This is a genomic window from Shimazuella soli (assembly GCF_022511585.1).
In the GTDB taxonomy this organism is placed as follows: domain Bacteria; phylum Bacillota; class Bacilli; order Thermoactinomycetales; family Thermoactinomycetaceae; genus Shimazuella; species Shimazuella soli.
Genome location: NZ_JAKWBN010000006.1, coordinates 60,393 through 81,597 on the forward strand (window position 1 = coordinate 60,393; position 21,205 = coordinate 81,597).

19 protein-coding genes are annotated in these 21,205 nt (G+C 42.2%); 13 read left to right on the forward strand and 6 right to left on the reverse strand.

The features are described 5' to 3' along the window. Window positions 1-216 precede the first annotated feature (216 nt). The 4 genes from MK805_RS13230 to MK805_RS13245 all read left to right on the forward strand — a co-directional run bounded on the left by MK805_RS13230 (window position 217) and on the right by MK805_RS13245 (window position 4,230). Window positions 217-1,740, forward strand: a complete 1,524-nt coding sequence (locus MK805_RS13230) for an Hsp70 family protein (RefSeq protein ID WP_240876364.1) — start codon at window positions 217-219, stop codon at window positions 1,738-1,740. Window positions 1,741-1,766: 26 nt separating this feature from the next. Beyond that, complete coding sequence (locus MK805_RS13235; protein ID WP_240876365.1) at window positions 1,767-3,074, forward strand: tetratricopeptide repeat protein; 1,308 nt, start codon at window positions 1,767-1,769, stop codon at window positions 3,072-3,074. Between the two features lie 339 nt (window positions 3,075-3,413). After that, a complete protein-coding gene (locus MK805_RS13240) occupies window positions 3,414-3,797 on the forward strand; it encodes a hypothetical protein (protein WP_240876366.1) in 384 nt (127 codons plus the stop codon). 244 nt (window positions 3,798-4,041) lie between these two features. Continuing rightward, the gene (locus MK805_RS13245; protein ID WP_240876367.1) at window positions 4,042-4,230 is read left to right on the forward strand and encodes a hypothetical protein; all 189 of its coding nucleotides are present in this window, start codon (window positions 4,042-4,044) and stop codon (window positions 4,228-4,230) included. A gap of 31 nt (window positions 4,231-4,261) precedes the next feature. Here MK805_RS13245 and MK805_RS13250 read toward each other — a convergent pair whose 3' ends face one another. Next, a complete protein-coding gene (locus tag MK805_RS13250) occupies window positions 4,262-5,533 on the reverse strand; it encodes an MFS transporter (RefSeq protein ID WP_240876368.1) in 1,272 nt (423 codons plus the stop codon). 359 nt (window positions 5,534-5,892) lie between these two features. On the opposite strand from MK805_RS13250, the gene MK805_RS13255 reads away from it, so the two are divergent. Next, window positions 5,893-7,839 carry a tetratricopeptide repeat protein gene (locus MK805_RS13255; RefSeq protein WP_240876369.1) on the forward strand — a complete coding sequence of 649 codons (1,947 nt, stop codon included), beginning with the start codon at window positions 5,893-5,895 and terminating at the stop codon, window positions 7,837-7,839. Window positions 7,840-8,074: 235 nt separating this feature from the next. Then, window positions 8,075-8,983: an aspartate carbamoyltransferase gene (gene pyrB / locus MK805_RS13260; protein ID WP_240876370.1), complete on the forward strand. Its 909-nt coding sequence runs from the start codon at window positions 8,075-8,077 to the stop codon at window positions 8,981-8,983. Between the two features lie 23 nt (window positions 8,984-9,006). Here the strand turns inward: pyrB and MK805_RS13265 are convergent, their stop codons facing one another. From MK805_RS13265 to MK805_RS13280, 4 genes are all read right to left on the reverse strand, one after another. Continuing rightward, window positions 9,007-9,720 (reverse strand): FixH family protein, encoded by a 714-nt coding sequence (locus tag MK805_RS13265; RefSeq protein WP_240876371.1) that lies wholly within the window; start codon window positions 9,718-9,720, stop codon window positions 9,007-9,009. Between the two features lie 126 nt (window positions 9,721-9,846). Then, complete coding sequence (locus tag MK805_RS13270; protein ID WP_240876372.1) at window positions 9,847-10,488, reverse strand: response regulator; 642 nt, start codon at window positions 10,486-10,488, stop codon at window positions 9,847-9,849. A 3-nt stretch (window positions 10,489-10,491) separates the two neighbouring features. Then, the gene (locus tag MK805_RS13275; RefSeq protein WP_240876373.1) at window positions 10,492-11,301 is read right to left on the reverse strand and encodes a sensor histidine kinase; all 810 of its coding nucleotides are present in this window, start codon (window positions 11,299-11,301) and stop codon (window positions 10,492-10,494) included. A gap of 112 nt (window positions 11,302-11,413) precedes the next feature. Next, window positions 11,414-11,782, reverse strand: coding sequence for a hypothetical protein (locus MK805_RS13280; RefSeq protein WP_240876374.1), 369 nt, complete (start codon window positions 11,780-11,782; stop codon window positions 11,414-11,416). A gap of 152 nt (window positions 11,783-11,934) precedes the next feature. Here MK805_RS13280 and MK805_RS13285 point away from each other — a divergent pair, with 152 nt between their 5' ends. From MK805_RS13285 to MK805_RS13310, 6 genes are all read left to right on the forward strand, one after another. Then, complete coding sequence (locus MK805_RS13285) at window positions 11,935-12,624, forward strand: MgtC/SapB family protein (protein ID WP_240876375.1); 690 nt, start codon at window positions 11,935-11,937, stop codon at window positions 12,622-12,624. A 134-nt stretch (window positions 12,625-12,758) separates the two neighbouring features. Continuing rightward, the gene (locus tag MK805_RS13290; RefSeq protein ID WP_240876376.1) at window positions 12,759-14,480 is read left to right on the forward strand and encodes a hypothetical protein; all 1,722 of its coding nucleotides are present in this window, start codon (window positions 12,759-12,761) and stop codon (window positions 14,478-14,480) included. Window positions 14,481-14,762: 282 nt separating this feature from the next. Next, window positions 14,763-15,233 carry a CtsR family transcriptional regulator gene (locus MK805_RS13295; RefSeq protein ID WP_240876377.1) on the forward strand — a complete coding sequence of 157 codons (471 nt, stop codon included), beginning with the start codon at window positions 14,763-14,765 and terminating at the stop codon, window positions 15,231-15,233. Between the two features lie 5 nt (window positions 15,234-15,238). Further along, on the forward strand, window positions 15,239-15,757 hold the full coding sequence (locus tag MK805_RS13300) for a protein-arginine kinase activator protein McsA (RefSeq protein WP_240876478.1): 519 nt from the start codon (window positions 15,239-15,241) through the stop codon (window positions 15,755-15,757). Between the two features lie 13 nt (window positions 15,758-15,770). Continuing rightward, a complete protein-coding gene (locus MK805_RS13305; protein ID WP_240876378.1) occupies window positions 15,771-16,841 on the forward strand; it encodes a protein-arginine kinase McsB in 1,071 nt (356 codons plus the stop codon). 28 nt (window positions 16,842-16,869) lie between these two features. Further along, a complete protein-coding gene (locus tag MK805_RS13310; protein WP_240876379.1) occupies window positions 16,870-19,311 on the forward strand; it encodes an ATP-dependent Clp protease ATP-binding subunit in 2,442 nt (813 codons plus the stop codon). A 111-nt stretch (window positions 19,312-19,422) separates the two neighbouring features. Here the strand turns inward: MK805_RS13310 and MK805_RS13315 are convergent, their stop codons facing one another. Next, on the reverse strand, window positions 19,423-19,710 hold the full coding sequence (locus tag MK805_RS13315; RefSeq protein WP_240876380.1) for a YciI family protein: 288 nt from the start codon (window positions 19,708-19,710) through the stop codon (window positions 19,423-19,425). A 117-nt stretch (window positions 19,711-19,827) separates the two neighbouring features. Between MK805_RS13315 and radA the strand changes: the two genes are divergently transcribed. Beyond that, entirely contained in the window at window positions 19,828-21,201 is a 1,374-nt protein-coding gene (gene radA, locus MK805_RS13320) for a DNA repair protein RadA (RefSeq protein ID WP_240876381.1), read from the forward strand. Window positions 21,202-21,205: the final 4 nt, after the last annotated feature.

The window sequence follows — 21,205 nt, forward strand, 5'->3', positions numbered from 1 at the left end:
ACGAGGGTAGTATCAATCTTCGTAGACAAGCTCATGACTTGAAGTCATGAGAGGTTCATATGGTAAGGACATAAAACCTGCCTAAAAACGAAGAAACCCTCTAACCTCTTTGTTTTTTCTCCCAATAGATGGGCAACCATCTTTTCATTTTCTTCTGAAAAAACTAGCGAGCTTGGCGTTCATCTGACATTATGCGGTAAGAAGGAGTGAAAAAAGATGGCGCGAGTAGTAGGAATCGATTTAGGTACAACATACTCTGCGATCTCAATCGTTAACCAATATGGAAAACCTGAAGTATTGACAAACCGTGAGGGAGAGAGAATTACCCCTTCCGTTGTTTTGTTTGATGGAGATGATCCGATTGTAGGAAGCATCGCAAAACGATCTGCGGTGGCTAATCCTTTTAATGTTATTCAGTTTGTAAAAAGACAAATCGGTGACAAAGGCTGGAAATTTCGCACAGAAAATTCCGAAGTATACACCCCAGAAGAAATCTCTGCTATGATTCTTCGTCGATTGAAAGAAGATGCAGAGACATTACTAGGGGAAAAAATTGAAGATGCTGTTGTTACTGTCCCAGCTTATTTTGATGATGCACAGCGTAAGGCTACACAAGATGCTGGACGGATCGCAGGAATCAATGTGTTGCGTATTATTAATGAGCCAACTGCAGCTGCTCTTGCTTATGGATTAAACAAAATGGACGAAACCCAGACCATTCTTGTTTACGATCTTGGTGGGGGTACCTTTGACGTTACCATCATGCACTTGAGCCCAGAAGGCCTAAAAGTATTGGCTACGGGCGGAGCGAAAAGTCTAGGTGGTTTTGATTGGGACAATGCAGTTATGGAGTATCTCAATGATCAATTCATCAAAGCTGGAGGAGTAGATTTATTAGAAGATCCAATGCTGGAACAAGATCTTCGAGATAAAGCAGAAATTGCCAAGAAAACGCTATCTTCCAGAGAACGCACGAATGTATTCCTATCTGCTAACGGTGTGAACGTGACAATTCCACTCACCCGCCAAAATTTTGAAGAAGTAACCCACCATCTCCTAAAACAAACTCAGAAAATAATGGAATTTGTATTAGAAGATGCTGGTTTGGATTGGAATGATATCAATCGTGTTCTTTTAGTAGGTGGATCAACTCGAATGCGTGCTGTTCCTGAATTGATTGAACGGGTCACTGGATTAAAGCCTTCACTGGATGTCAATCCTGATGAAGTTGTTGCCCAAGGTGCTGCTATTCAGGGAATGATCTTGATGATGAAGGAAGGACGTCATGATTTTGTTGACAACCATGCTTTCCCAATGGTGGAAGTACAAGATGTTAACTCTCACAGCATGGGTGTTGTCGCACTAGATGAAAGTGGTAATGAAGTAAACTCTATTGTATTGAAGAAGGATACTGCAATTCCTACCCGAGTAAGCAATCATTATACCACTACAGTGGATCAACAAACCCAATTACATATTCAAGTAACAGAAGGTGAAGATGTAGACCTCGATTATGTGAAAATAGTTGGGGAAGGTATGATTGATCTTCCTGAATACCCAAAGGGTGCTCCAATCGAAGTTATTTTTGAATATGATAGTGATGGGATTATTCATATTTCTGTCATTGATTCTACTGCTGGTACATTACTTGGCGAGTTAGATATTGAACGTACTTCCAACTTGACAGAGGACGAAGTACTAGAGAAACAAAAACGTGTTGCCAAATTGGCAATAAGCTAACTGCCTAAAAAAAGGATATTTTCAACATGGAGAACTACTATCGTTTTTTAGAGCTCTCCCCAGATGCATCTTCGGAGGAGATTCAAAAACTCATCCATCATCAAGTCAGATTGTGGAGTGCTCGCACAAATGCTGCTCAGATCAATCGTCGACAAGAAGCAGAACAGATGTTAAGCAAATTAGAGACGATTGAAGCAATTCTACTTGATACTGAACAAAGAGAAATATATGATAGACAGCTTCAAAATCATCCTATTGGTTGGCCGGAAAAAAAAATAAGCGAAGCACTTGATGAAGGGTTTCGGTTATTGAAGGCAAATCAACCGGAAGATGCGTTGTTTATTGCAATTAAAATGACAGAGCATATACAAGACAGGGCAGAAGCTTGGGTGTTGCTTGGACAAGCTAGATTTGCTGTAGGTGAAAAACAGGAAGCTATAACAAATATGATTCAAGCTTGTGAATTAGCACCAAATAATGCGGAATACTCTTTTTTGTTAGGTCAGCTGTATCAATCTTGCAACCGATTATCACGAGCAGAAGAAGCATTTGAACATGCTATCTCATTAGAACCTACTGAAATGAAGTATCAATACCAATTGGGGTCTCTCTATATACAACATGGTAACTTCAAACATGGTTTACAATTGCTTGAGAAAAGTGTGGAGCAAGAGCCTAAAAATAATACATACAAAGAAGAATTAGTACGCGCATACTTAGACATTGCATTTAGCACTTGGAAAGAAGTGGGGGAAGGGCATGATCAGTTAGAGCCTGGCTATTACCCAACCTCTCAAGCAGATGTAACGATGGCTTATATTTATGTAAAGCGTGCTTCTGCATTAGGTATCAAAGACAAAGATTTAATTGCCCAAATCAAAAAATCTCGATCATTGATACGAAAGCGCGAAGGGAGACAATTTACGGGGAGTTGGTTGTTTGCGCTTGTGAGTGCTGCTGAATTAGTTCTTATTCAACAATACAATCCTAGCATAATAAACGTTTCATTGATCGGTCTCCTACCGCTCTTATACATTTTTGCTACTTTTACACCGCGCTATCGGATTTATCAATGGGCAGTTATGGGTAAGAGCACACGAACAGATTTTGGTTATTTGCTAGAGGTTGTTCGTTTAAGGTTAAAAGGGTTTGGAATTATTATTATTCTACCATTTGCCATCCTGCCTTTTATCTATATGGTCAATCCTAACTACTTTGTTACAGATAATCCAATTTTCAGGAATATAAATTTTTATTTCTATCTTGTAAACTATGTATTACCGATTGTATTAATCATTAACTTGTATCGTAACTATATTCGAAAGCCAACATGAGCTAGAGGGAAAACCTCTAGCTTTTTTTGATTTGGAAATTTTCAAATGGAAATGGCGAGGTGAAAATAGTTTAATGGATTTCTGAGGCTAAATTTAACTATTACGGGGAATCGGAATGGGGCTCTCACCATATAGAAACAGGAGAATGAAACTGTCTGCATATATTAAAATTGGGTTCAAGAAGGTGAGTATGTTATTCTTATTGATGTGGGAGCTGAGTGGCTTAAAACTGCTTACGGTCATGGTCAGCCCAAAAAAATGATATCTGGTAATTTTCGCAATCCTTCTTTCACAAACATTATTGCAAAATTAGTACCAGAAATTTAGGGAGTTTTACGCATGAACCAAGCTCGTATTTTGCAAGCAGTAGGAATTACATTTGTCAGTTTGTTACTAGGCAGTTTGGTAGTAGGTTTGGTTATGTCCTATAAAGGATTATCACCACTACATCTTACAAATGAACAAATCATCGCGTATTTTTTGCCGATCCAAGTGTTTGGTCAATTTGTGATGGGATTTTGGTTAGGACGAAAAGTAGGAGGACGTGCAAGTCATCTGTTTTCTCATGTTTATTTAGCAAATATCGTATTGTTTATACTGCTTGTACTGTTCGGTTTCTTAGTCGGCCAAAATGCTTTTTGGTTTACTGCATTTGCACCTCTGGTAGCCTTGATTCTCTGTATTCCATCATTTCCTTTGGCGCTATTGGTGCGTCGTAAATAAAGGATTTTTTATACTGTAAAAAGGAAGTGCGGCCATTATTTCTGGTAATACTTCCTTTTTTCTTAAATTGTATAGATATCTTTTTTATTTAAATTCTTTTGGTATGCTGAAATGGAATATTATTTTATTATTTTCTAAATGGAGAAGAGGCGATGAAATTAAATCGGTTGCGTATTTTGCAAGCTAGTGGTTTAGGATTAATCATTATGTTCTCATTGGAGTATCTAGCTGGATTGGAAAATATGTGGATACACAGTTGTTTCTTCATGTTTTTCTTGCGAATATGCTGATCGTCATTGTAAATTTTGCAGTTAACTATATCGCCTATGGTGTTTTTCAAAATAGTCTAGGTGCTGCCATTATTGTTACTGTTCTTTTGGCTTGGCCTACTGCGATAATGGTAAGGAAGAAGCGGCTAAGTAGATTTAGATAAGGAAAAGGTCCCATCAGGACCTTTTTCAAGATTACTTTTTACTTATATTCGAGATTGCCTCTTGCCGGCCCTTTTCTAGATTAAGTTTCCACAATAGTAAAATTCCGATGACAAAAAAGATGGCAAGTGAGAGAATACCAAATCGACTAGATCCTGTTAATTGTCCAGCCAAACCAAAGACAAATGGTCCAAAGATTGCGGAAAATTTGCCTGACAGACCATAAAAACCAAAAAATTCAGCATTTCGGTTCGCTGGGACCAGTTGGCTATAGATGGAACGCGATAGAGCTTGACTGCCTCCCTGTACCACCCCGACTAGAACAGCGAGAACATAAAAGTGAAAAGAGGTGGTCATACCATAACCGAGAATGACAATGAACAAATAGATAATAATCGTGGTGATCAAGGTGCGCTTGCTGCCAAACCATCCAGCAAATTTTCCAAATAATAATGTGAATGGCAGTCCAACAAATTGGGTTATGAGCAGAGCTAAAATGAGATCACTTGTACCGATTCCAATTTCTCTTCCATAAATAGTGGCCATTTTTATAATGGTGTTGATTCCATCGTTAAAAAACCAAAAGGCAATTAAAAAACGCAGGAGTTCTGGGTATTTTGGCAGTTGCCCAATTGTTCGGATTACTTGTTGGGTACTATTTTTACACAATTGGAAGAAGCTTTCTGCTGATTTATTTTCTTTGTCTTTTACATGTTTGAATATGGGAAGGGAAAAGAAAAACCACCATACTCCAACAGAAGCAAAAGCAATCTGAGTTGCAGATACTGTAGTTAATCCAAACCAATCGGGTTTCTGAATAAAGACAAGTTGAAGTGCCAATAATACACCACCACCAATATATCCAAGGGCATATCCGCGACTAGACACCATATCACGGTCTTTTTCCTCAGCTATTTCAGGGAGGAGAGCATCATAAAAAATATTACTGCAAGCAAATGCTAAAGATCCTATAATCACAAGTACTACAGCCCATCTCCATTCACCTTCATCAATAGTAGCCATAAGTAGAGATGAGCCGATTCCTAGGTAAGTGAAAGAGCGGAGAAATTGCTTTTTTCGCCCTGCTCGATCAGCGATGGAGCCGAGGATAGGTGATAAGAGAACGAGTAAGACTAGAGAGATGGATTCTGTGTATCCCCAGTAAGCAGTAGCAGTTGTTTTCGCTAAAGTTTTAGCAGCTACATCTGAAAAAAAGATAGGCATCACAGCTGCAATCATGGTAGTGGCAAAGGCAGAGTTAGCCCAGTCATACCAAATCCAAGCGCGTACAACTTTTTTGTCCATTATATTCCCCCTAAAGTTCTAACGTAAAAGCTGTTTCCTAACTCAAATTTGAAGTGAATGAAAAATAGGATTGATATTATCACAAAAGATTCACTTACCACTATTATAAGAATTTTTCAGGTGGTTACGATATAGCAAGCAAAGAAAACTATAAATTATGTTGTTTAAACAGAAAATAATAGTTAAAATGTTATATTTATACATTATTGTATGATTGATTTCGCATAACTGTCCTGCCATATATTTGTAAGAGTTGTGATAGCCTGATATATAACGAAAATGACATTCATCCTTGGTGTTACTTCATGTTACAATAAGGGATATGAAAAAATGTCCGCTTGATAGAGTGAGGGGAAGTTATGCAGATAAAACAACAAGGAGAGCGAATAAAAAGAAGTTACCAAGTAATCAGTGCATTTCCATTTGTTGATGGTGTTCTGTATTATACAACTTACGATACGTTTGACCCTGAAGAGGTGCCCACACGTTTTATCCATGCAATACAATTGCAATCTGAACCAGACGAAGATACGATTGCTAAATTACCATTGAGAAATGAACGTATTTTTGTACCACTGCAAGAAGTCTTTGTAGAAGATGGAGTGCTATATCAAGTATTTGAGAAAATGGAAGGCAACCTGTTAGGGATTTACCTTTATCAAAATGCTCCACTTGCATTAGGGGAAGTTTCTCAGATCACTAAGACAATCGCTGATCATTTAATGGAATGCGAGTCCCAAGGGGAATTTGCTCTTATTGATCCCCAAAACATGGTTATCGATGAAGATGGTACCATTCGTTTCTTGTATGGTGGACCTACCTCTGTATTACCTTCAGAAAAGGGAAATGCATATAGTGAAGCGGAGTTGGCAAATCAACTTGGTGATTTGTTGTTTTTGATGTTGACAGGAGAAAATATAGAACAACACAAAAACAAGATGAGGCCTCTTCGGTCACTTCGACCTGATGTTCCGGTTGAATTAGAGTCTTGGATAATGAAGAGTGTTTCACCAGATCCAATGATGCGACCACCTTTACACGAATTGTGGAAGTGGGCTCATGAATTTGGTGGTAAGAAGCCCAAAGGGATCGATGCTTTAAAAGATGAGCAGAAAAAAGCCAGCAATTCACTTGTAGACAAGTTTTTTACCGGACGTTCAAAGCTAGCTTCTTTTGGTGTCAATAAACCGAAAAATGAAACGGAAAACGGTTTAAAACCAAAGAAAAAGTTACCAGGATGGCTGATGTGGGTTGCTATTGGGATTGTTGCTCTTTTGTTTTTGGCACGCTTGATTGCTACGCCAGGACCAGATGTTACCTCTCTAGTAGAAGGGAAAATTATACAGGAAGTCGAACAAAATCCAGACAGAGCAGTTAGTCTATATAATCAATCCGTAAAGGCATATGAGAAAGGCGATATTGATAAAGCATTGACATTTGCAAAGCAAGCTTTAGCAATGGATACAGAGAGCAAACAATATTATGTGCATCTCGCTAATCTCTATGGCTTAAAGAAAGATTATAAGTCAGGTGTCATTGTTATGAATTCAGCAACTGCATATTTTACTGATGATGCGAAGTTGTTTGATCAGCTTGCTGTTTTTAATTATTATGTACGTGATTATCAAAGTGCACAAACGGCAATTGACAAAGCTTTAGAGTTAGACGATAAAACTGCTAGTATTTACTACCATCGGGGGAAAATCTACAATATCTTAAAAGATAGTAACACAGCCGTAGAGAGTATGAAAAAAGCAGTTGCATTAGCTCCAAAAAATGCAGTGTATTTTCATGAATTTGCTATTATTCAATTACAAGCTAATAATATAGAAGCTGCAGTAGAAAATGAGAAAAAAGCGGTTAAGTTGAGTGATAAGAGTATAGAGTATCATATCTCTCTTGGACTTTTATATTTAAAACAACGGGATGAATTACTTCGAAATCAAAGTCTGAGAACCGAAGTTAAGCAAAAGCAGCTTAAGGATTTACTCAATCTAGCTTGGGATGCATTTTATGAAGTAAATAACATCGATCCAAATAATGCAGAAGGTTATTATTACAAGGCACGGACTTATTACATTAATGGAAAAAGTAACCCTAAGAGCTATGGTTCTGCGATTACAGCTTCTCTAAAAGCAGTGGATCGTGATCCTAAAAATGGGAAATATTCTTACCAGCTAGGGGTCTGCTATATGGCAGTGAAGAACAAACCTGCAGCGGTTGCAGCTTTTCAACAAGCTCTTCAATTAGAACCAAGTAACCGCCTCTACCAAAATGGACTATCAAGTGCTCAGGCAATGAAATAGTTTGCCAGAAAGGAAGGTAAAGTGCGTCTGAAGCTATTATGCTTAGCTCTTTGTTCTTTATTTCTATTTTCACACCCTGTGGTGTATGCTGCTACAACTATTGTAAAGGTTAAAACTCCTTTTTTAGAAATGCAGCCTGATTCCATAGATTTATCCCTGATGGAACCTAAGGTTGGACCAGGAGGAGAAGGAGAAATAACGATCAATATAATAGATAAGTAAAAGGTGGATCTCCATGCGACATGTAATTTCTAGTACACAATTTACCAAAGAAGATCTAACATCTCTGTTTGTTCTTACATCTGATATCAAAAAAGATCCCAGTCGCTATTATGATTCACTGCGTGGTAAAGTAGTGGCTACCTTATTTTATGAACCGAGTACCCGTACTCGGCTTTCTTTTGAATCTGCGATTCAGCGACTAGGGGCAAGTTTAATCAGTACCGAAAATGCGAGGGAAGTTTCCTCCTCTGTAAAAGGAGAAAGTCTTCAAGATACCGTTCGGATTGTGGAAGGATATGCAGAGGCAATAGTCATGCGTCACTATGAAAATGATGCAGCAGCAGAAGCGAGCAGAGTAGCTTCTGTCCCCATTATTAATGCAGGAGGGGGATCAGGTGAACATCCGACCCAATCATTACTTGATGGTTACACCATATTTGAACAGCGATCATCGCTAGATCATTTATCTGTTGCGGTGATTGGTGATTTGAGATACGGCCGTACCGTTCATTCTTTGGTAAAAATGCTATCTTTGTTTGAGGATTTAACGATTTATGGTGTTGGTTTACCAGGCTTAGAACTAAGTGATGATTATATTCAATACATAGAGGATAATGGAGGGCATTTTATCGCATGCTCTTCTCTAAGTGATGTACCAAGTGATGTAGATGTACTTTATCAAACGAGAACGCAAAGAGAGAGAATGTCAGCTAGTCAGGGAAGTGTGCAGGAAATAATCATTGATAGACATGTGTTGAATCGCTTTGGTTCTCATACGATGGTGCTTCACCCGCTTCCTCGAAACCAAGAAATCGCCTCTGATGTTGATGGGGACCCTCGTGCCCTGTATTTCCAGCAGGCAAAAAATGGTATGTGGATTCGAATGGCTTTGCTATACTCATTATTGACAGAAAACCGCTAACGAAAAAGAGTTAGCGGTTTTTACTATTTCACGATTAACAATTGCTCCGTATGGTCATGTATTTTCCCTTTTTCTACATGTAACTTGATATGATAGGTTCCAGGTGTTTTAAAGTGATACGTACTATAGTATTCACCAGGTTTTGTTTCGGCGACATCCGTAAAGTCGTGGTTGCTTTCGCCTTCTTTCCAGATTTCAAACTCTACATTTGCACCTGTTAAAGCTTGATTGTTTTGGGCGATATGCCCGAAAAGTTTGGTGCTCTGTCCGCTCTTGGCGTTAGATGGGAGCTGAATATGCATCATTAATCCGTTATCTCCACTATGATGGCTTTGTTCTTTATTTGATGTTTCACCAATAGTAAAAGTCTTGGAAAGCATTTGATGAACTTGTGGGGTAGTGGCATGGACAATGACATTATAAGTGCCTGCGATAGGATAAGTATTCGTGATGGTGTAGGTTCCTTCAGCCGTTTGTTTCGTCTTTAGCATGGAGTGACTTTTTGCTTCTTTGTTCCAAATCTCAAATTCTACATTCGCATCATTCACTGGCTTATTGTTTCCAGTTACCTTTGCAGACAGTGTAACAGGCTGGTTTGGGATTGGTTTTGTTGGCTGTACTTCAAACTGAAGCGAGATCGAGGTAGGTGCACTTGGACGTGTGGAAGTGGTGGATGGTGAAGTACATCCACTGACCAATAACAATCCCAATGACAGCATCCATCCTATTTTCTTCAACGTTAGAACCCCTTTGTTTCTTTTTGTAATGTTAGTATAAACGTTCTGATTCCAATTTTTACATTAAGCGTCCTTATGATTGTAAAAAAATAGAACAACAAAAGACATCCCTCATAAGAGCTATTTTTATGTATTACCTCCCATAAACCCTTGTTCATAGGCATAGCGGGTCAGTTGTACCCGATTGTTCAGGTGTAATTTTTGCATAATATTTTTGAGATGATTTTTAACGGTATGTTCAGAGATGATCAGTTCATTGGCGATTTCTCGATTGCTAAGTCCTTGGGCGACCCTCGTCAATATTTCTTGCTCCCTTGGAGTCAACAAATGGTCATTTGCTGATTTCACGCCGGTAAATTCGGCTAGGATTCGATTGGCGATTTCTTGAGGCATAGTGGCTGTATCTGTTGCCAATGCATGCAAATAGGACAGCCAAATAGTCGGATTGAGGTTTTTCACGAGGTATCCTTGGGCACCGTTTTTTATCGCTTCAAACAAATTGGTAACATCATCGGAGACTGTAACCATGACGATTTTGACATAAGGAAACTGCTCCTTTACTTGGCGTGTTGCTTCCAGACCATTTAAGCCTGGCATATGGATATCCATTAAAATCATATCTGGCATGAGTTGCTCTGTCAGAGGTAAGATCTCATCTCCGCGTTTTGCTTCTCCTACAATGGTAAAGCGGTCATCTTCCGAGAGAATCATTCGCATGGCCTTACGGGCATGTTCATGATCGTCTGCAATTAAAATTCGATAGTTCATCTTTTAAAGCTCCTTTTTCCTAACGTGAACGATGGTTTTGTTTTTTTGCCGCGAGAAAGAAAATTCCGCGCTGCACTCTTCCGCACGTTCCTTCATGATGCGAAGGCCAAAGTTATTTGCTGATGGTAACTTATGCTCTTCAAAACCTACACCGTTGTCTTCTATCTTCAAATTCCAACTATCACAGGTGGAAGTTAGTTCTATCCATACTGCTGTAGCAAATGCATGTTTTCGAATGTTAGTCAGTGCTTCATTGATGATGGCTATTATTTCCCAACCTTCTTTTTGGGAGAAGTGGTTATCTTGAAACTGGGCAATATAGTGAACATCTATTCCTGTATCCAAACGGAATTGCTCGATACTCGTTTGAAGTTGCGCCGATAAGGCTAATTGGGTTTCTGTTTTGAGAGTGTGGATCGACCTCCGCACATACTCTTGGATATGGTGCAAACTATGTTGCAGTTCTCTCCACTGTTCATGGGGAGCGATTGCTTTTAATTTTTCTACTTGCACAGAGGACAGAAACAAAGTTTGAGCGATCCCATCGTGGAGTTCACGGGCTATCCGCTCTCTTTCGGCCATGAGCTGCGTGCTTTCCCGTTCTTGTTTCAGCTGCTTTGATAAATGTTCATAGGCTTGAAAGAGCGGATTGAGGAAGGCGATGGTAATCAGGAAAATAATGATAGGAGAGAGCCAATTTCCAAGTTCCATCGAAACGTGAGGCAGTAAGATCGTGTGGCGGAGATATTCCCATATTCCAATCGTCAGGGTGGGGATGGAAAGGATAAGCCATTTAATTTGTTTGGTAGACATGTCACTCAGCCCTTTAGAATAATTCCTTTCTATCATAACGGACTTGTTTCTCTTTATCTACTTTAAAAGCCGACGGCCGGGTATCTGAGTTAGATACCCGGCCGGTACTTCATCACGCATCGAGAAGCTGTGGATATGCTTGTTCGAACAGCTCCTTAATAAGCGGGATGAGTGCTTGGAACGAGGAGAGATCTTGCTTGTAGAGTCTCTCTGCCCTTTCGAGCTCTTCTTGAGTAGAAGACTTCATTCGGTGCAGTTCCTCTTGTGCTTTTTTGAGCTTCCTTTTTGTCTGCTCGGAGAGCCATTTCAATTCTTCGACAGCCTCAACGAAAAACTTTTCGGAAGGGGCCTTATCCTCTCGCAGTTTCTCACTCAGAAGAGCAAATTTCGGGAACCGACTACGAGGCAGTCCACTACTTACCAGCAGTTTGTGGTGAAGATCAATGAGTTCTTGTGTAGAGAGCTTTTTCGAAGGAAACATACTAACCTCTATTCTCTTCAGATGCCCCACTGATTTTATTATACGCAATACCTACTACCACGAATAGGGAAAAATCTCTCCGTATTTAATGCATTTTTTGTATAAAAATATACTAAAAAAGGGTATTGGTATGGAGGAAGGAGTGTGGGGATATGTACGATGTTTTATACCCTAACTATTGGATTTTGACCGAGCGATTGTTTATGGCTGCATTGATGGGCGGGTTTATCGGCTGGGAAAGAGAGATAAACCATTCTCCAGCAGGTTTTCGTACCCATATATTGGTCTCCGTAGGATCAGCTTTGATCATGCTTATTTCGATCTATGGATTTTCTGACTTTGTTCATCTCCCTCATTTTACGTTTGATCCTTCCCGGATCAGCGCACAGGTGGTCAGCGGGATTGGCTTCTTAGGTGCAGGGACCATTTTGCGCCAAGGGGTTACAGTCAGCGGGTTGACTACAGCAGCTTCGCTCTGGGTAGTAGCAGCTGTTGGCCTGTCTACTGGTGCAGGCTTCTACTTTCCAGCAGCTATCACGACATTGATCGTATTTATTGGACTCATTATCCGCAGATGGCTGGACCGGATGTTTTGGAACAAAAAGACGAGGGCTGTATTAGAAGTGTGGACAGATAATGACGTTACGCGTTTGAGTGAGATGGTCAAGATCATCGGAAAAAGCAAAAGCGTTTCTATAAAAAAGCTTCGAATTGAAGAAGATGGTGATGATACTTCAAAGATCACTTTTACGATAAAAATAAAAGGAACGAAACTGGATGCCCAGTTGTTAGAGGAGTTGCAGCATATGGAAGGGATCACTCGTGTGGAGCAGGTTTATTGATGTCGAGAAGTGTTGTATGGAGCGGAGTTACAGTATTATTCTTTATTGACCAGTAAATTGTGAATAATGTAAGATGGTTGTAGGATTTACCGACCGTGTGCATCAAGATGCACCCAAACACGAGGAGTATCCTCATGACTCACATCTCTGCTCTGGAAGAGCTGCTGACCGCTGCTTTGCAGGAAAGGAATCAGCTCAATGCGTACATCGCAAACCTCAAGGACACCATCGAGGCACGCAGGAGGATGGAAACCACCGGAGCCGAAATCATCGGCATGCAGGTGGCTGTTCCGGCCGTTCCCACCGCCGAGGACACCGAGGCGGTGTCCGGAGCCAAGGTCACGCAGCGAAAGGAAGACAAGATCGCGCGTATTCAGAGGCTGAAGAAGGCTCTGAAGAACCCGAGGGTGTCGACGGCCGAATTCTCCGACGACGACATCAGCTTCATCAAGAACGGTCCGCTCCTGAGGATCTGGAACAAGAAGAAGAGGGACGAAGCCAAGGCCGAGCAGCCCGAAGCCACCGAGGAGCCCAGGGCCGAGCAGCCCGAAGCCACCGAGGAGCCCAGGGCCGAGCAGCCCGAAGCCATCGAGGAGCCCAAGGCCGACGAGTCCGAAGCCACCGAGGAGCCCAGGGCCGAGCAGCCCGAAGCCACCGAGGAGCCCAGGGCCGAGCAGCCCGAAGCCACCGAGGAGCCCAGGGCCGACGAGTCCGAAGCCACCGAGGAGCCCAGGGCCGAGCAGCCCGAAGCCACCGAGGAGCCCAGGGCCGACAAGCCCGAAGCTACCGAGGAGCCCAGGGCCGACGAGTCCGAGGTCACCGAGAAGCCGAAGGTCAGCCCGGCATGTATGCCTCAGAAGCCGACTCTCCACGTGCAGCGTCGTTCGGAGGCCACGGTGGAGGAGTCCGGTACTCAGTCCACCAAGGTCAAGGTCATCGACGAGTCCGAGCTGCCTGAGGAGGTAGTGGACCTTCGTCAGAAGGTCAGGTCGGGCAGGTACAACCTGTACTCGGATTGGGTGGAGATTCTCACCCGCATGGAACTCTTCTCGGATCTCCTCACAACCCGGCAGTTGGAGGAGCTCTTCAACAACCTCCCGCCGAACAAGCAGGAGGAAGTGAAGGCGATCTTGAATGGTCAGCCGGTTTCCGAGTCAGAATCGGAGTTCACTCCGAAGATCATGGATCGCGGTGCGTCGAACGATTCTTCGTCTTCGATCCCCAAGGGTGTGGACCTGGGCGAACTTCAGAAGGAGATCGCTGGGCGCCACTCTGAGCGGGAAGGCGGTTACAAGCCCAAGGCGAAGGTGGAGATCAAGCAGAGGCCCACTCCGGAGGTGGGTAATAGCAAGTCCGGCTCTAACAAGGGTGGCAATCCCCGTGCAAAGTCTGGGGACAGCTCCCTGATCTTCGAAAGGAGTAAGGCTCAGCTTGAGAAGAAGCTCAAGGACAACATCCTCAAGGGTGTGGTCTGTGAGTTGAAGGATGAAGAGGAAGAGGTCATCCAAATGGATCTTCTCCTGCGAATCATGAAGAAGATCATGCTGAGGCATGATTTCCTGTTCACTGACAGTGAGCGGAGGTACATCGGTACCCATGAGCTCTTGATGCAGCTGCTGAAGGAGCGCCCTTCGGAGGAGAATCTGTCCACTTCCAAGCCCGAACCCAAGGCCAAGCCTGTCTCCGACCAGATGACTGAGCTGAGGAGGCGCTACGACACCCGCGATGAGGAGGGGCATAAGCCTCTTTCTCGACGGGAGATCAGCCAGCTGAAGAAGGCTGACCCGGCAAACCGGATCTCGGGGAAGGAAGCAGCGGAGTACAACAAGAAGTACAACTCCAAGGCTGCCGCCTAGGGTCACGACTCCTTGCGCATCGCACGCACACGGTCAAACCCCTCCGGCTACCGCCGGAGGGGGGGCGCTGATCGCTTTCGAGCAATCTGCTGCCCCCGTGCGAATAATAATGAACTTTTATATAGATGCTAGAAAAACAAGTTAACCCGAGCGGGTTAGCTTTTTTTGTATATTTGTCAAAAAATAGACCCAAAATAAGAAAAAGCATTGCCATTTTGGATAGTTGATGTATAATAATAACGTAAGGTCAAAGTTAGTCAAAGTCAGCAAGGGGGTGTCCGTGTGGGGAATATTTCGGACATCATCGAAAAATATCTACAACAGATGCTAGCAGCAAGTGACAGCGGGATGGTAGAGATCAAGCGAAGTGAATTAGCCGATGAGTTTCAATGCGTTCCTTCGCAAATCAATTATGTGATCAGTACCAGATTTACCGTCGAAAAAGGATATTTGGTGGAGAGCAAACGAGGTGGAGGCGGATTTATTCGCATTCGCCGCGTGAGACTTCAATCCCAAAAGGAGTATTTTGCAGATCTATTGCTTCATATCGGAGAGACGATCCCTCAATTGACTGCAGAGCATGTTCTCAGTCGTTTAGTGGGAGATAAGTTGTTGACCGAGCGTGAAGCAGTTCTGATCAAAAGCATTATTTCCCGGGAAACACTCCAACTGCCACTTCCTATTCGCGATGAGGTAAGGGCCCGTATGTTACGATCGATGATCTCCATTCTGTTTGGAAAGTTAGGAGGTTGATGAACTTGCTTTGTCCTGAGTGTGGAAAACGTCCAGCGACCCTTCATTATACGAAGATCGTAAATGGAGAGAAGACAGAAGCTCACTTATGTGAGGTTTGTGCACAGGAAAAAGGCGAGTATATGCCTGGATTTGACAGTGGCTTCTCGTTTCATAACCTGTTATCTGGATTGTTAAACTTTGATATGGTTTCAAGTGAATCTCCCAATATCGCACAGCAGACTGTCCCAAGATGTGCGACATGCGGGTTAACGTATAATCAATTTAGTAAAATAGGGCGGTTTGGCTGTAGCGATTGCTTTGAAACATTTCGTGATCGTTTAGACCCGCTTCTTCGTCGCATTCATGGGTCTACCACTCACCACGGTAAGATTCCAGAGCGTACAAAAGGCGAACTAAAAATCAAAAAAGATCTAGAAAAACTTCGTGAACAACTCGCTCGATCGGTGGAGTTGGAGGAGTTTGAAAAGGCAGCACAACTTCGAGATCAAATTCGTTCTCTACAGGAACGGCTTTCGGAGTAAGGAGGCGGTAGAAATGTCATTAAATCAATTTCTTGAAAATGCTGTGAGTGAATGGATGAAGGTAAAAGGTGCTGAGTCTGATGTGATCTTCTCCAGCAGGGTCCGCATAGCTCGAAACTTAGCACATATGCCATTTCCTATGCTCAGTACCGCCTCCCAGTTGGAAGAAGTGACCCATCTTATTAAGGAAGCATTGACCAAAGATGATATTCCAGAGATTTTGGAGAATGCGGAACTGATCGAAATGGCAGACTTGACCGAACTCCAAAAGCGAGTTTTGGTAGAAAAACACCTGATTAGTCCTCACTTGGCAGAGGAATCTACATCTGGAGCAGTACTTTTTAGTCAAGATGAGTCTGTCAGCATTATGGTGAATGAAGAAGATCATATACGAATTCAATGCTTATTTCCAGGTTTTCAATTAGAGAAGGCTTGGAAGTTGGCATCTCAAATAGATGATTGGTTAGAAAAGCATGTGACATTTGCTTTTGATGAACAGTGTGGATATTTAACCAGCTGTCCTACGAATGTAGGTACTGGTATTCGAGCTTCCGTGATGATCCACTTGCCAGCTTTAGCGATGACTGGGCAATTAAATCGATTTATTCCTGCGATTACCCAAGTGGGCTTAGCAGTACGGGGGATTTATGGGGAAGGAAGCGAAGCGTTAGGCAACTTGTACCAAGTATCCAACCAAGTGACACTTGGTCAGTCAGAAGAAGAGATCATCGATAAATTGCAAGGCGTAGTACGCCAAATGATCGATCATGAAAAACAGGCTCGTGAAAGATTGCTCGGTATGTCTTCGATCCAATTGGAAGATAGAGTGAACCGTTCTTTAGGTATACTGGCTCATGCCCGAATTATTGACTCCAAAGAGGCAATGAGACGTCTGTCTGATGTTCGATTGGGGATCGATTTGGGGTTGTTGACAGGAGTTCCGTCATCAGTGATGAATGAGTTAATGGTATTGATCCAACCAGGTTTTTTACAGCAATATGCAGGTGAAAAATTAGGTGCGGAAGAACGGGATGTTCGTCGAGCTGAGTTAATTCGGGAAAGAATTGGAATGGAAAGAGAGTAAAAAAGATAAATAGAAGAGGTGAAGCGATATGATGTTTGGACGATTTACCGAACGAGCACAAAAAGTTCTTTCTTTAGCACAAGAAGAAGCAGTTCGTCTTGGTCATACCAATATCGGTACGGAACATATTCTTTTGGGTCTAATCCGTGAAGGCGACGGCATTGCAGCTAAAGCATTGGTTGCACTAGGGCTTGGCATGGAAAAAATTCAAAAAGAAGTGGAAACCCTAATCGGACGTGGAAGCGGTCAACCTACGAGTATTGCTTACACACCAAGAGCGAAAAAAGTAATCGAGTTGTCTATGGATGAAGCTCGTAAACTCGGTCATACGTATGTCGGAACCGAACATATTCTCCTCGGCTTGATCCGAGAAGGAGAGGGAGTTGCTGCAAGAGTACTTAACAACCTTGGTGTTAGTTTGAACAAAGCACGTGGTCAAGTTTTACAATTACTTGGGAGTTCAGAGACCGTTTCATCTCATCAAGGAGGGACACAAATGAGCGCCAATACACCTACATTGGACAGTTTGGCTCGTGATTTGACCCAATCCGCTAGAGAGAGCAACCTAGACCCAGTAATCGGCAGAAGCAAAGAGATTGAGCGTGTGATCCAAGTGCTGTCTCGTCGAACCAAGAACAATCCTGTACTCATCGGGGAGCCTGGAGTGGGGAAAACAGCTGTTGCAGAAGGCTTGGCTCAGCGCATCGTTGAAGGAGATATCCCTGAAACACTCCGTGGCAAACGGGTGATGACACTTGATATGGGTACAGTAGTAGCAGGAACGAAATATCGCGGGGAATTTGAGGATCGTCTCAAAAAAATCATGGATGAAATTCGTCAGGCAGGCAATATTATACTCTTTATCGACGAACTGCACACTCTGATTGGAGCTGGTGGAGCAGAAGGGGCAATTGATGCATCCAATATCTTAAAACCAGCATTGGCACGTGGAGAACTTCAATGTGTAGGTGCAACTACACTTGATGAATACCGTAAATATATTGAAAAAGATGCTGCATTAGAGCGCCGTTTCCAACCCATCACCGTTGATGAGCCTTCTAAAGAAGAAGCCATCCTTATTCTCCAAGGACTTCGTGATCGTTATGAAGCTCACCACCGTGTGAAAATCACCGATGAAGCGATTAAACAAGCTGTTAAACTTTCGGATCGCTATATTACGGACCGTTATCTGCCAGATAAAGCAATTGATCTGATTGACGAAGCAGCTTCTAAAGTCAGACTTTCTTCCTATACCGTTCCCCCAGAGTTAAAAGAATTGGAACAACGGATGGAAGAAGTGAAGAAAGAAAAAGATGCTGCAGTTCAGAGTCAGGAGTTTGAAAAAGCAGCTTCCCTTCGGGATAAAGAACAAAAACTTCGTGAAGAATTAGAGACAACTCGAAATCGTTGGAGACAAGATCAAGGAAAAACAGATTCAGCTGTAACAGCAGAAGATGTTGCAGATGTTGTGGCAAACTGGACTGGTATACCAGTAGTAAAACTGGCAGAAGAAGAGACAGAAAGATTACTCAAAATGGAAGACATCCTGCACAATCGAGTAATCGGTCAAGAAGAAGCAGTAGTTTCCGTAGCGCGTGCTATTCGTCGTGCTCGTGCAGGCTTAAAAGACCCTAAACGTCCAATTGGTTCTTTTATCTTCCTAGGACCTACAGGAGTAGGGAAGACCGAGCTTGCTCGCGCACTGGCAGAATCGATGTTCGGTGACGAAGATGCTATGATTCGGATTGATATGTCCGAGTATATGGAGAAACATTCGACTAGCCGTCTCGTTGGATCTCCTCCAGGGTATGTAGGTTATGATGAAGGTGGACAGTTGACAGAGAAAGTTCGCCGTAAACCATATTCTGTAGTACTCTTTGATGAAATTGAAAAAGCGCATCCAGAAGTATTCAATGTGTTACTTCAAGTTCTAGAAGATGGTCGTTTAACCGACAGCAAAGGTCGTACTGTCGACTTCCGCAATACCATTATCATTATGACATCAAATGTTGGTGCATCCACAATCGGAAAAAATACAAAACTCGGTTTTACCATTGGAGACAATAGTAAAGATGAGTATGAACGAATGAAACAAAATGTGATGGAAGAATTGAAAAAAAGCTTCCGTCCTGAGTTTTTAAACAGGATCGATGATGTGATTGTATTTCATTCCTTGAAAGAAGAACATCTAAGTGAGATTGTAAGCTTGATGTCTGAAGAACTAAGAAAACGTCTTGCAGAGCAAAATATTCATGTAGAGATGACTCCTGAAGCAACAAAGCATTTAGCAAAAGAAGGTTTTGATCCTGCATATGGAGCACGTCCACTACGTCGTGCTATCCAAAAGCATGTGGAAGATAGACTTTCAGAGGAATTGTTAAAAGGGAACATTGTTCGTGGAGATAAAGTAACGATCGATCTGAAAGATGGAGAATTAGTCGTAGAAAAAGCAAATGTTAGTACAACGTAAAAAAAGCGGCGAAAAGCCGCTTTTTTCTTTAGAAGAGAGATTGCTGAAAATCAACGGTAGATATGGTAGATTTAAAAGAGAATCATACTTTTAATAATGATAGTATTTTTATTATAAATATATATCTGCAAATTTAGGATCATATTTCGCTGGATCAAATTCTATTAATTCATATGTAGCCAAGTCGAGGGAATGGAATGGATCCTTTGCAATAATAGCTTCTACTTCGGATCGATCAGAGGTAGCAAATACAATTACTCCACCAGTTTGATCTGCTTTTCGTCCTGAAACGATTAATTTGCCAGTCGCATATAGCGTGTCTAAATAATCGCGGTGGGCTTGAACATGACTATTTATCACATCGATTGGTCTTTGGTAGTGTAAATGTGCAATAAACATTTTTCATTCCTCCTTTGGTCTATATTTATAGTTTATCTCACTCCTCGTAATTTTTAAAAGCATCATGTGTTTGGTGTTATAATGATTAACAAAAGCTGGGACAAGGAATGAATAAATGTGGCTAAAAGCAAGAGTGTATTTGTGTGCGGGGAATGTGGTTATGAATTACCAAAGTGGATGGGGCGTTGTCCGGGTTGTGGTGTATGGAATAGTCTCGTTGAGGAAAAAGTGATAACAGGTGGAAACAAGCAAACGAAGAGTAGAGAGAGCCGAAAGGCAAAAGAAAAGGCTGTTCCCATTACGAAAGTAGAGAAGTTAGAAACACCTCGTTATGATACTCGCATGAGAGAGTTAAATAGGGTATTAGGAGGTGGATTGGTTCCAGGGTCAATGGTGCTGGTGGGAGGCGACCCAGGCATTGGGAAGTCTACTCTGTTGTTACAGTCTACGCATCTTTTAGCCGATGGCGGCATGCCAGTTTTGTATGTTTCTGGTGAGGAATCGATGGAACAGATTCGACTTCGAGCTGAAAGATTGGAAGCATTGTCAGATCAATTACTCATAGCTGCGGAAACAGATCTACTTGCTATTGAAGCACTGGTAGATGAGAATTCCCCAAAATTGGTTGTGATTGATTCCATTCAAACGATGTATCATCCAGAAATCACTTCTGCACCTGGAAGTGTTTCGCAAGTGAGAGAATGTACAAGCCAGTTGATGCGGCTAGCGAAAGAAAAGCGAGTTACTATTATTATTGTTGGGCATGTGACCAAAGCAGGGGCGCTTGCTGGACCGAGAATGTTGGAACATATGGTAGATTCTGTTCTCTATTTTGAAGGAGAGAGACATCATACATACCGGGTGCTGCGAGCTGTAAAAAACCGTTTTGGATCTACTAATGAGATTGGTGTTTTTGAGATGAAAGAGACAGGACTGGTGGAAGTAGGAAATCCTTCAGAATTATTTTTAGCAGGACGTCCTGTAGGGGTACCTGGTACGGCAGTGGCAGCAAGTATTGAAGGGACAAGGCCAGTGTTAGTAGAACTACAGGCACTAGTTACACCTACGAGCAATGCAATTCCAAAAAGGATGGCAACAGGTGTTGATCATCATCGCGTAAGCATGATGTTGGCAGTGCTCGAAAAAAGATTAGGTTTCTCGCTTCATCAGCAAGATGTATTTTTAAATGTTGTCGGCGGGGTGAAACTGGATGAACCTGCGATTGATTTAGCGATTGCTTTAAGTCTTGCTTCTAGTTTTCGTGATCGCCCAATAGGGGTTGATTATTTATTTATTGGGGAGATTGGCTTGACAGGGGAAGTACGAGGCGTCAGTCGAATTGAACAACGAGTTGCCGAGGCATGGCAAATGGGCTTTTCAAATGTTATTATTCCAGAAAAAAACATGCGTGGATGGAATCCACCAGAAGGAATTGTACGAATTGGAGTCAAAACATTGAAAGAAGCATTGGAAGTCGCATTGGGAGGGTAAATAA

Coding starts and splice junctions, on each gene's coding strand:
- pyrB (WP_240876370.1), top strand. CDS start 8,075: ATGCGACATGTAATTTCTAGTACACAATTTACCAAAGAAGATCTAACA.
- MK805_RS13280 (WP_240876374.1), bottom strand. CDS start 11,782: ATGTTTCCTTCGAAAAAGCTCTCTACACAAGAACTCATTGATCTTCAC.
- MK805_RS13275 (WP_240876373.1), bottom strand. CDS start 11,301: ATGTCTACCAAACAAATTAAATGGCTTATCCTTTCCATCCCCACCCTG.
- MK805_RS13315 (WP_240876380.1), bottom strand. CDS start 19,710: ATGTTTATTGCACATTTACACTACCAAAGACCAATCGATGTGATAAAT.
- MK805_RS13270 (WP_240876372.1), bottom strand. CDS start 10,488: ATGAACTATCGAATTTTAATTGCAGACGATCATGAACATGCCCGTAAG.
- MK805_RS13290 (WP_240876376.1), top strand. CDS start 12,759: ATGACTCACATCTCTGCTCTGGAAGAGCTGCTGACCGCTGCTTTGCAG.
- MK805_RS13255 (WP_240876369.1), top strand. CDS start 5,893: ATGCAGATAAAACAACAAGGAGAGCGAATAAAAAGAAGTTACCAAGTA.
- MK805_RS13250 (WP_240876368.1), bottom strand. CDS start 5,533: ATGGACAAAAAAGTTGTACGCGCTTGGATTTGGTATGACTGGGCTAAC.
- MK805_RS13235 (WP_240876365.1), top strand. CDS start 1,767: ATGGAGAACTACTATCGTTTTTTAGAGCTCTCCCCAGATGCATCTTCG.
- MK805_RS13230 (WP_240876364.1), top strand. CDS start 217: ATGGCGCGAGTAGTAGGAATCGATTTAGGTACAACATACTCTGCGATC.
- MK805_RS13285 (WP_240876375.1), top strand. CDS start 11,935: ATGTACGATGTTTTATACCCTAACTATTGGATTTTGACCGAGCGATTG.
- MK805_RS13240 (WP_240876366.1), top strand. CDS start 3,414: ATGAACCAAGCTCGTATTTTGCAAGCAGTAGGAATTACATTTGTCAGT.
- MK805_RS13305 (WP_240876378.1), top strand. CDS start 15,771: ATGTCATTAAATCAATTTCTTGAAAATGCTGTGAGTGAATGGATGAAG.
- MK805_RS13310 (WP_240876379.1), top strand. CDS start 16,870: ATGATGTTTGGACGATTTACCGAACGAGCACAAAAAGTTCTTTCTTTA.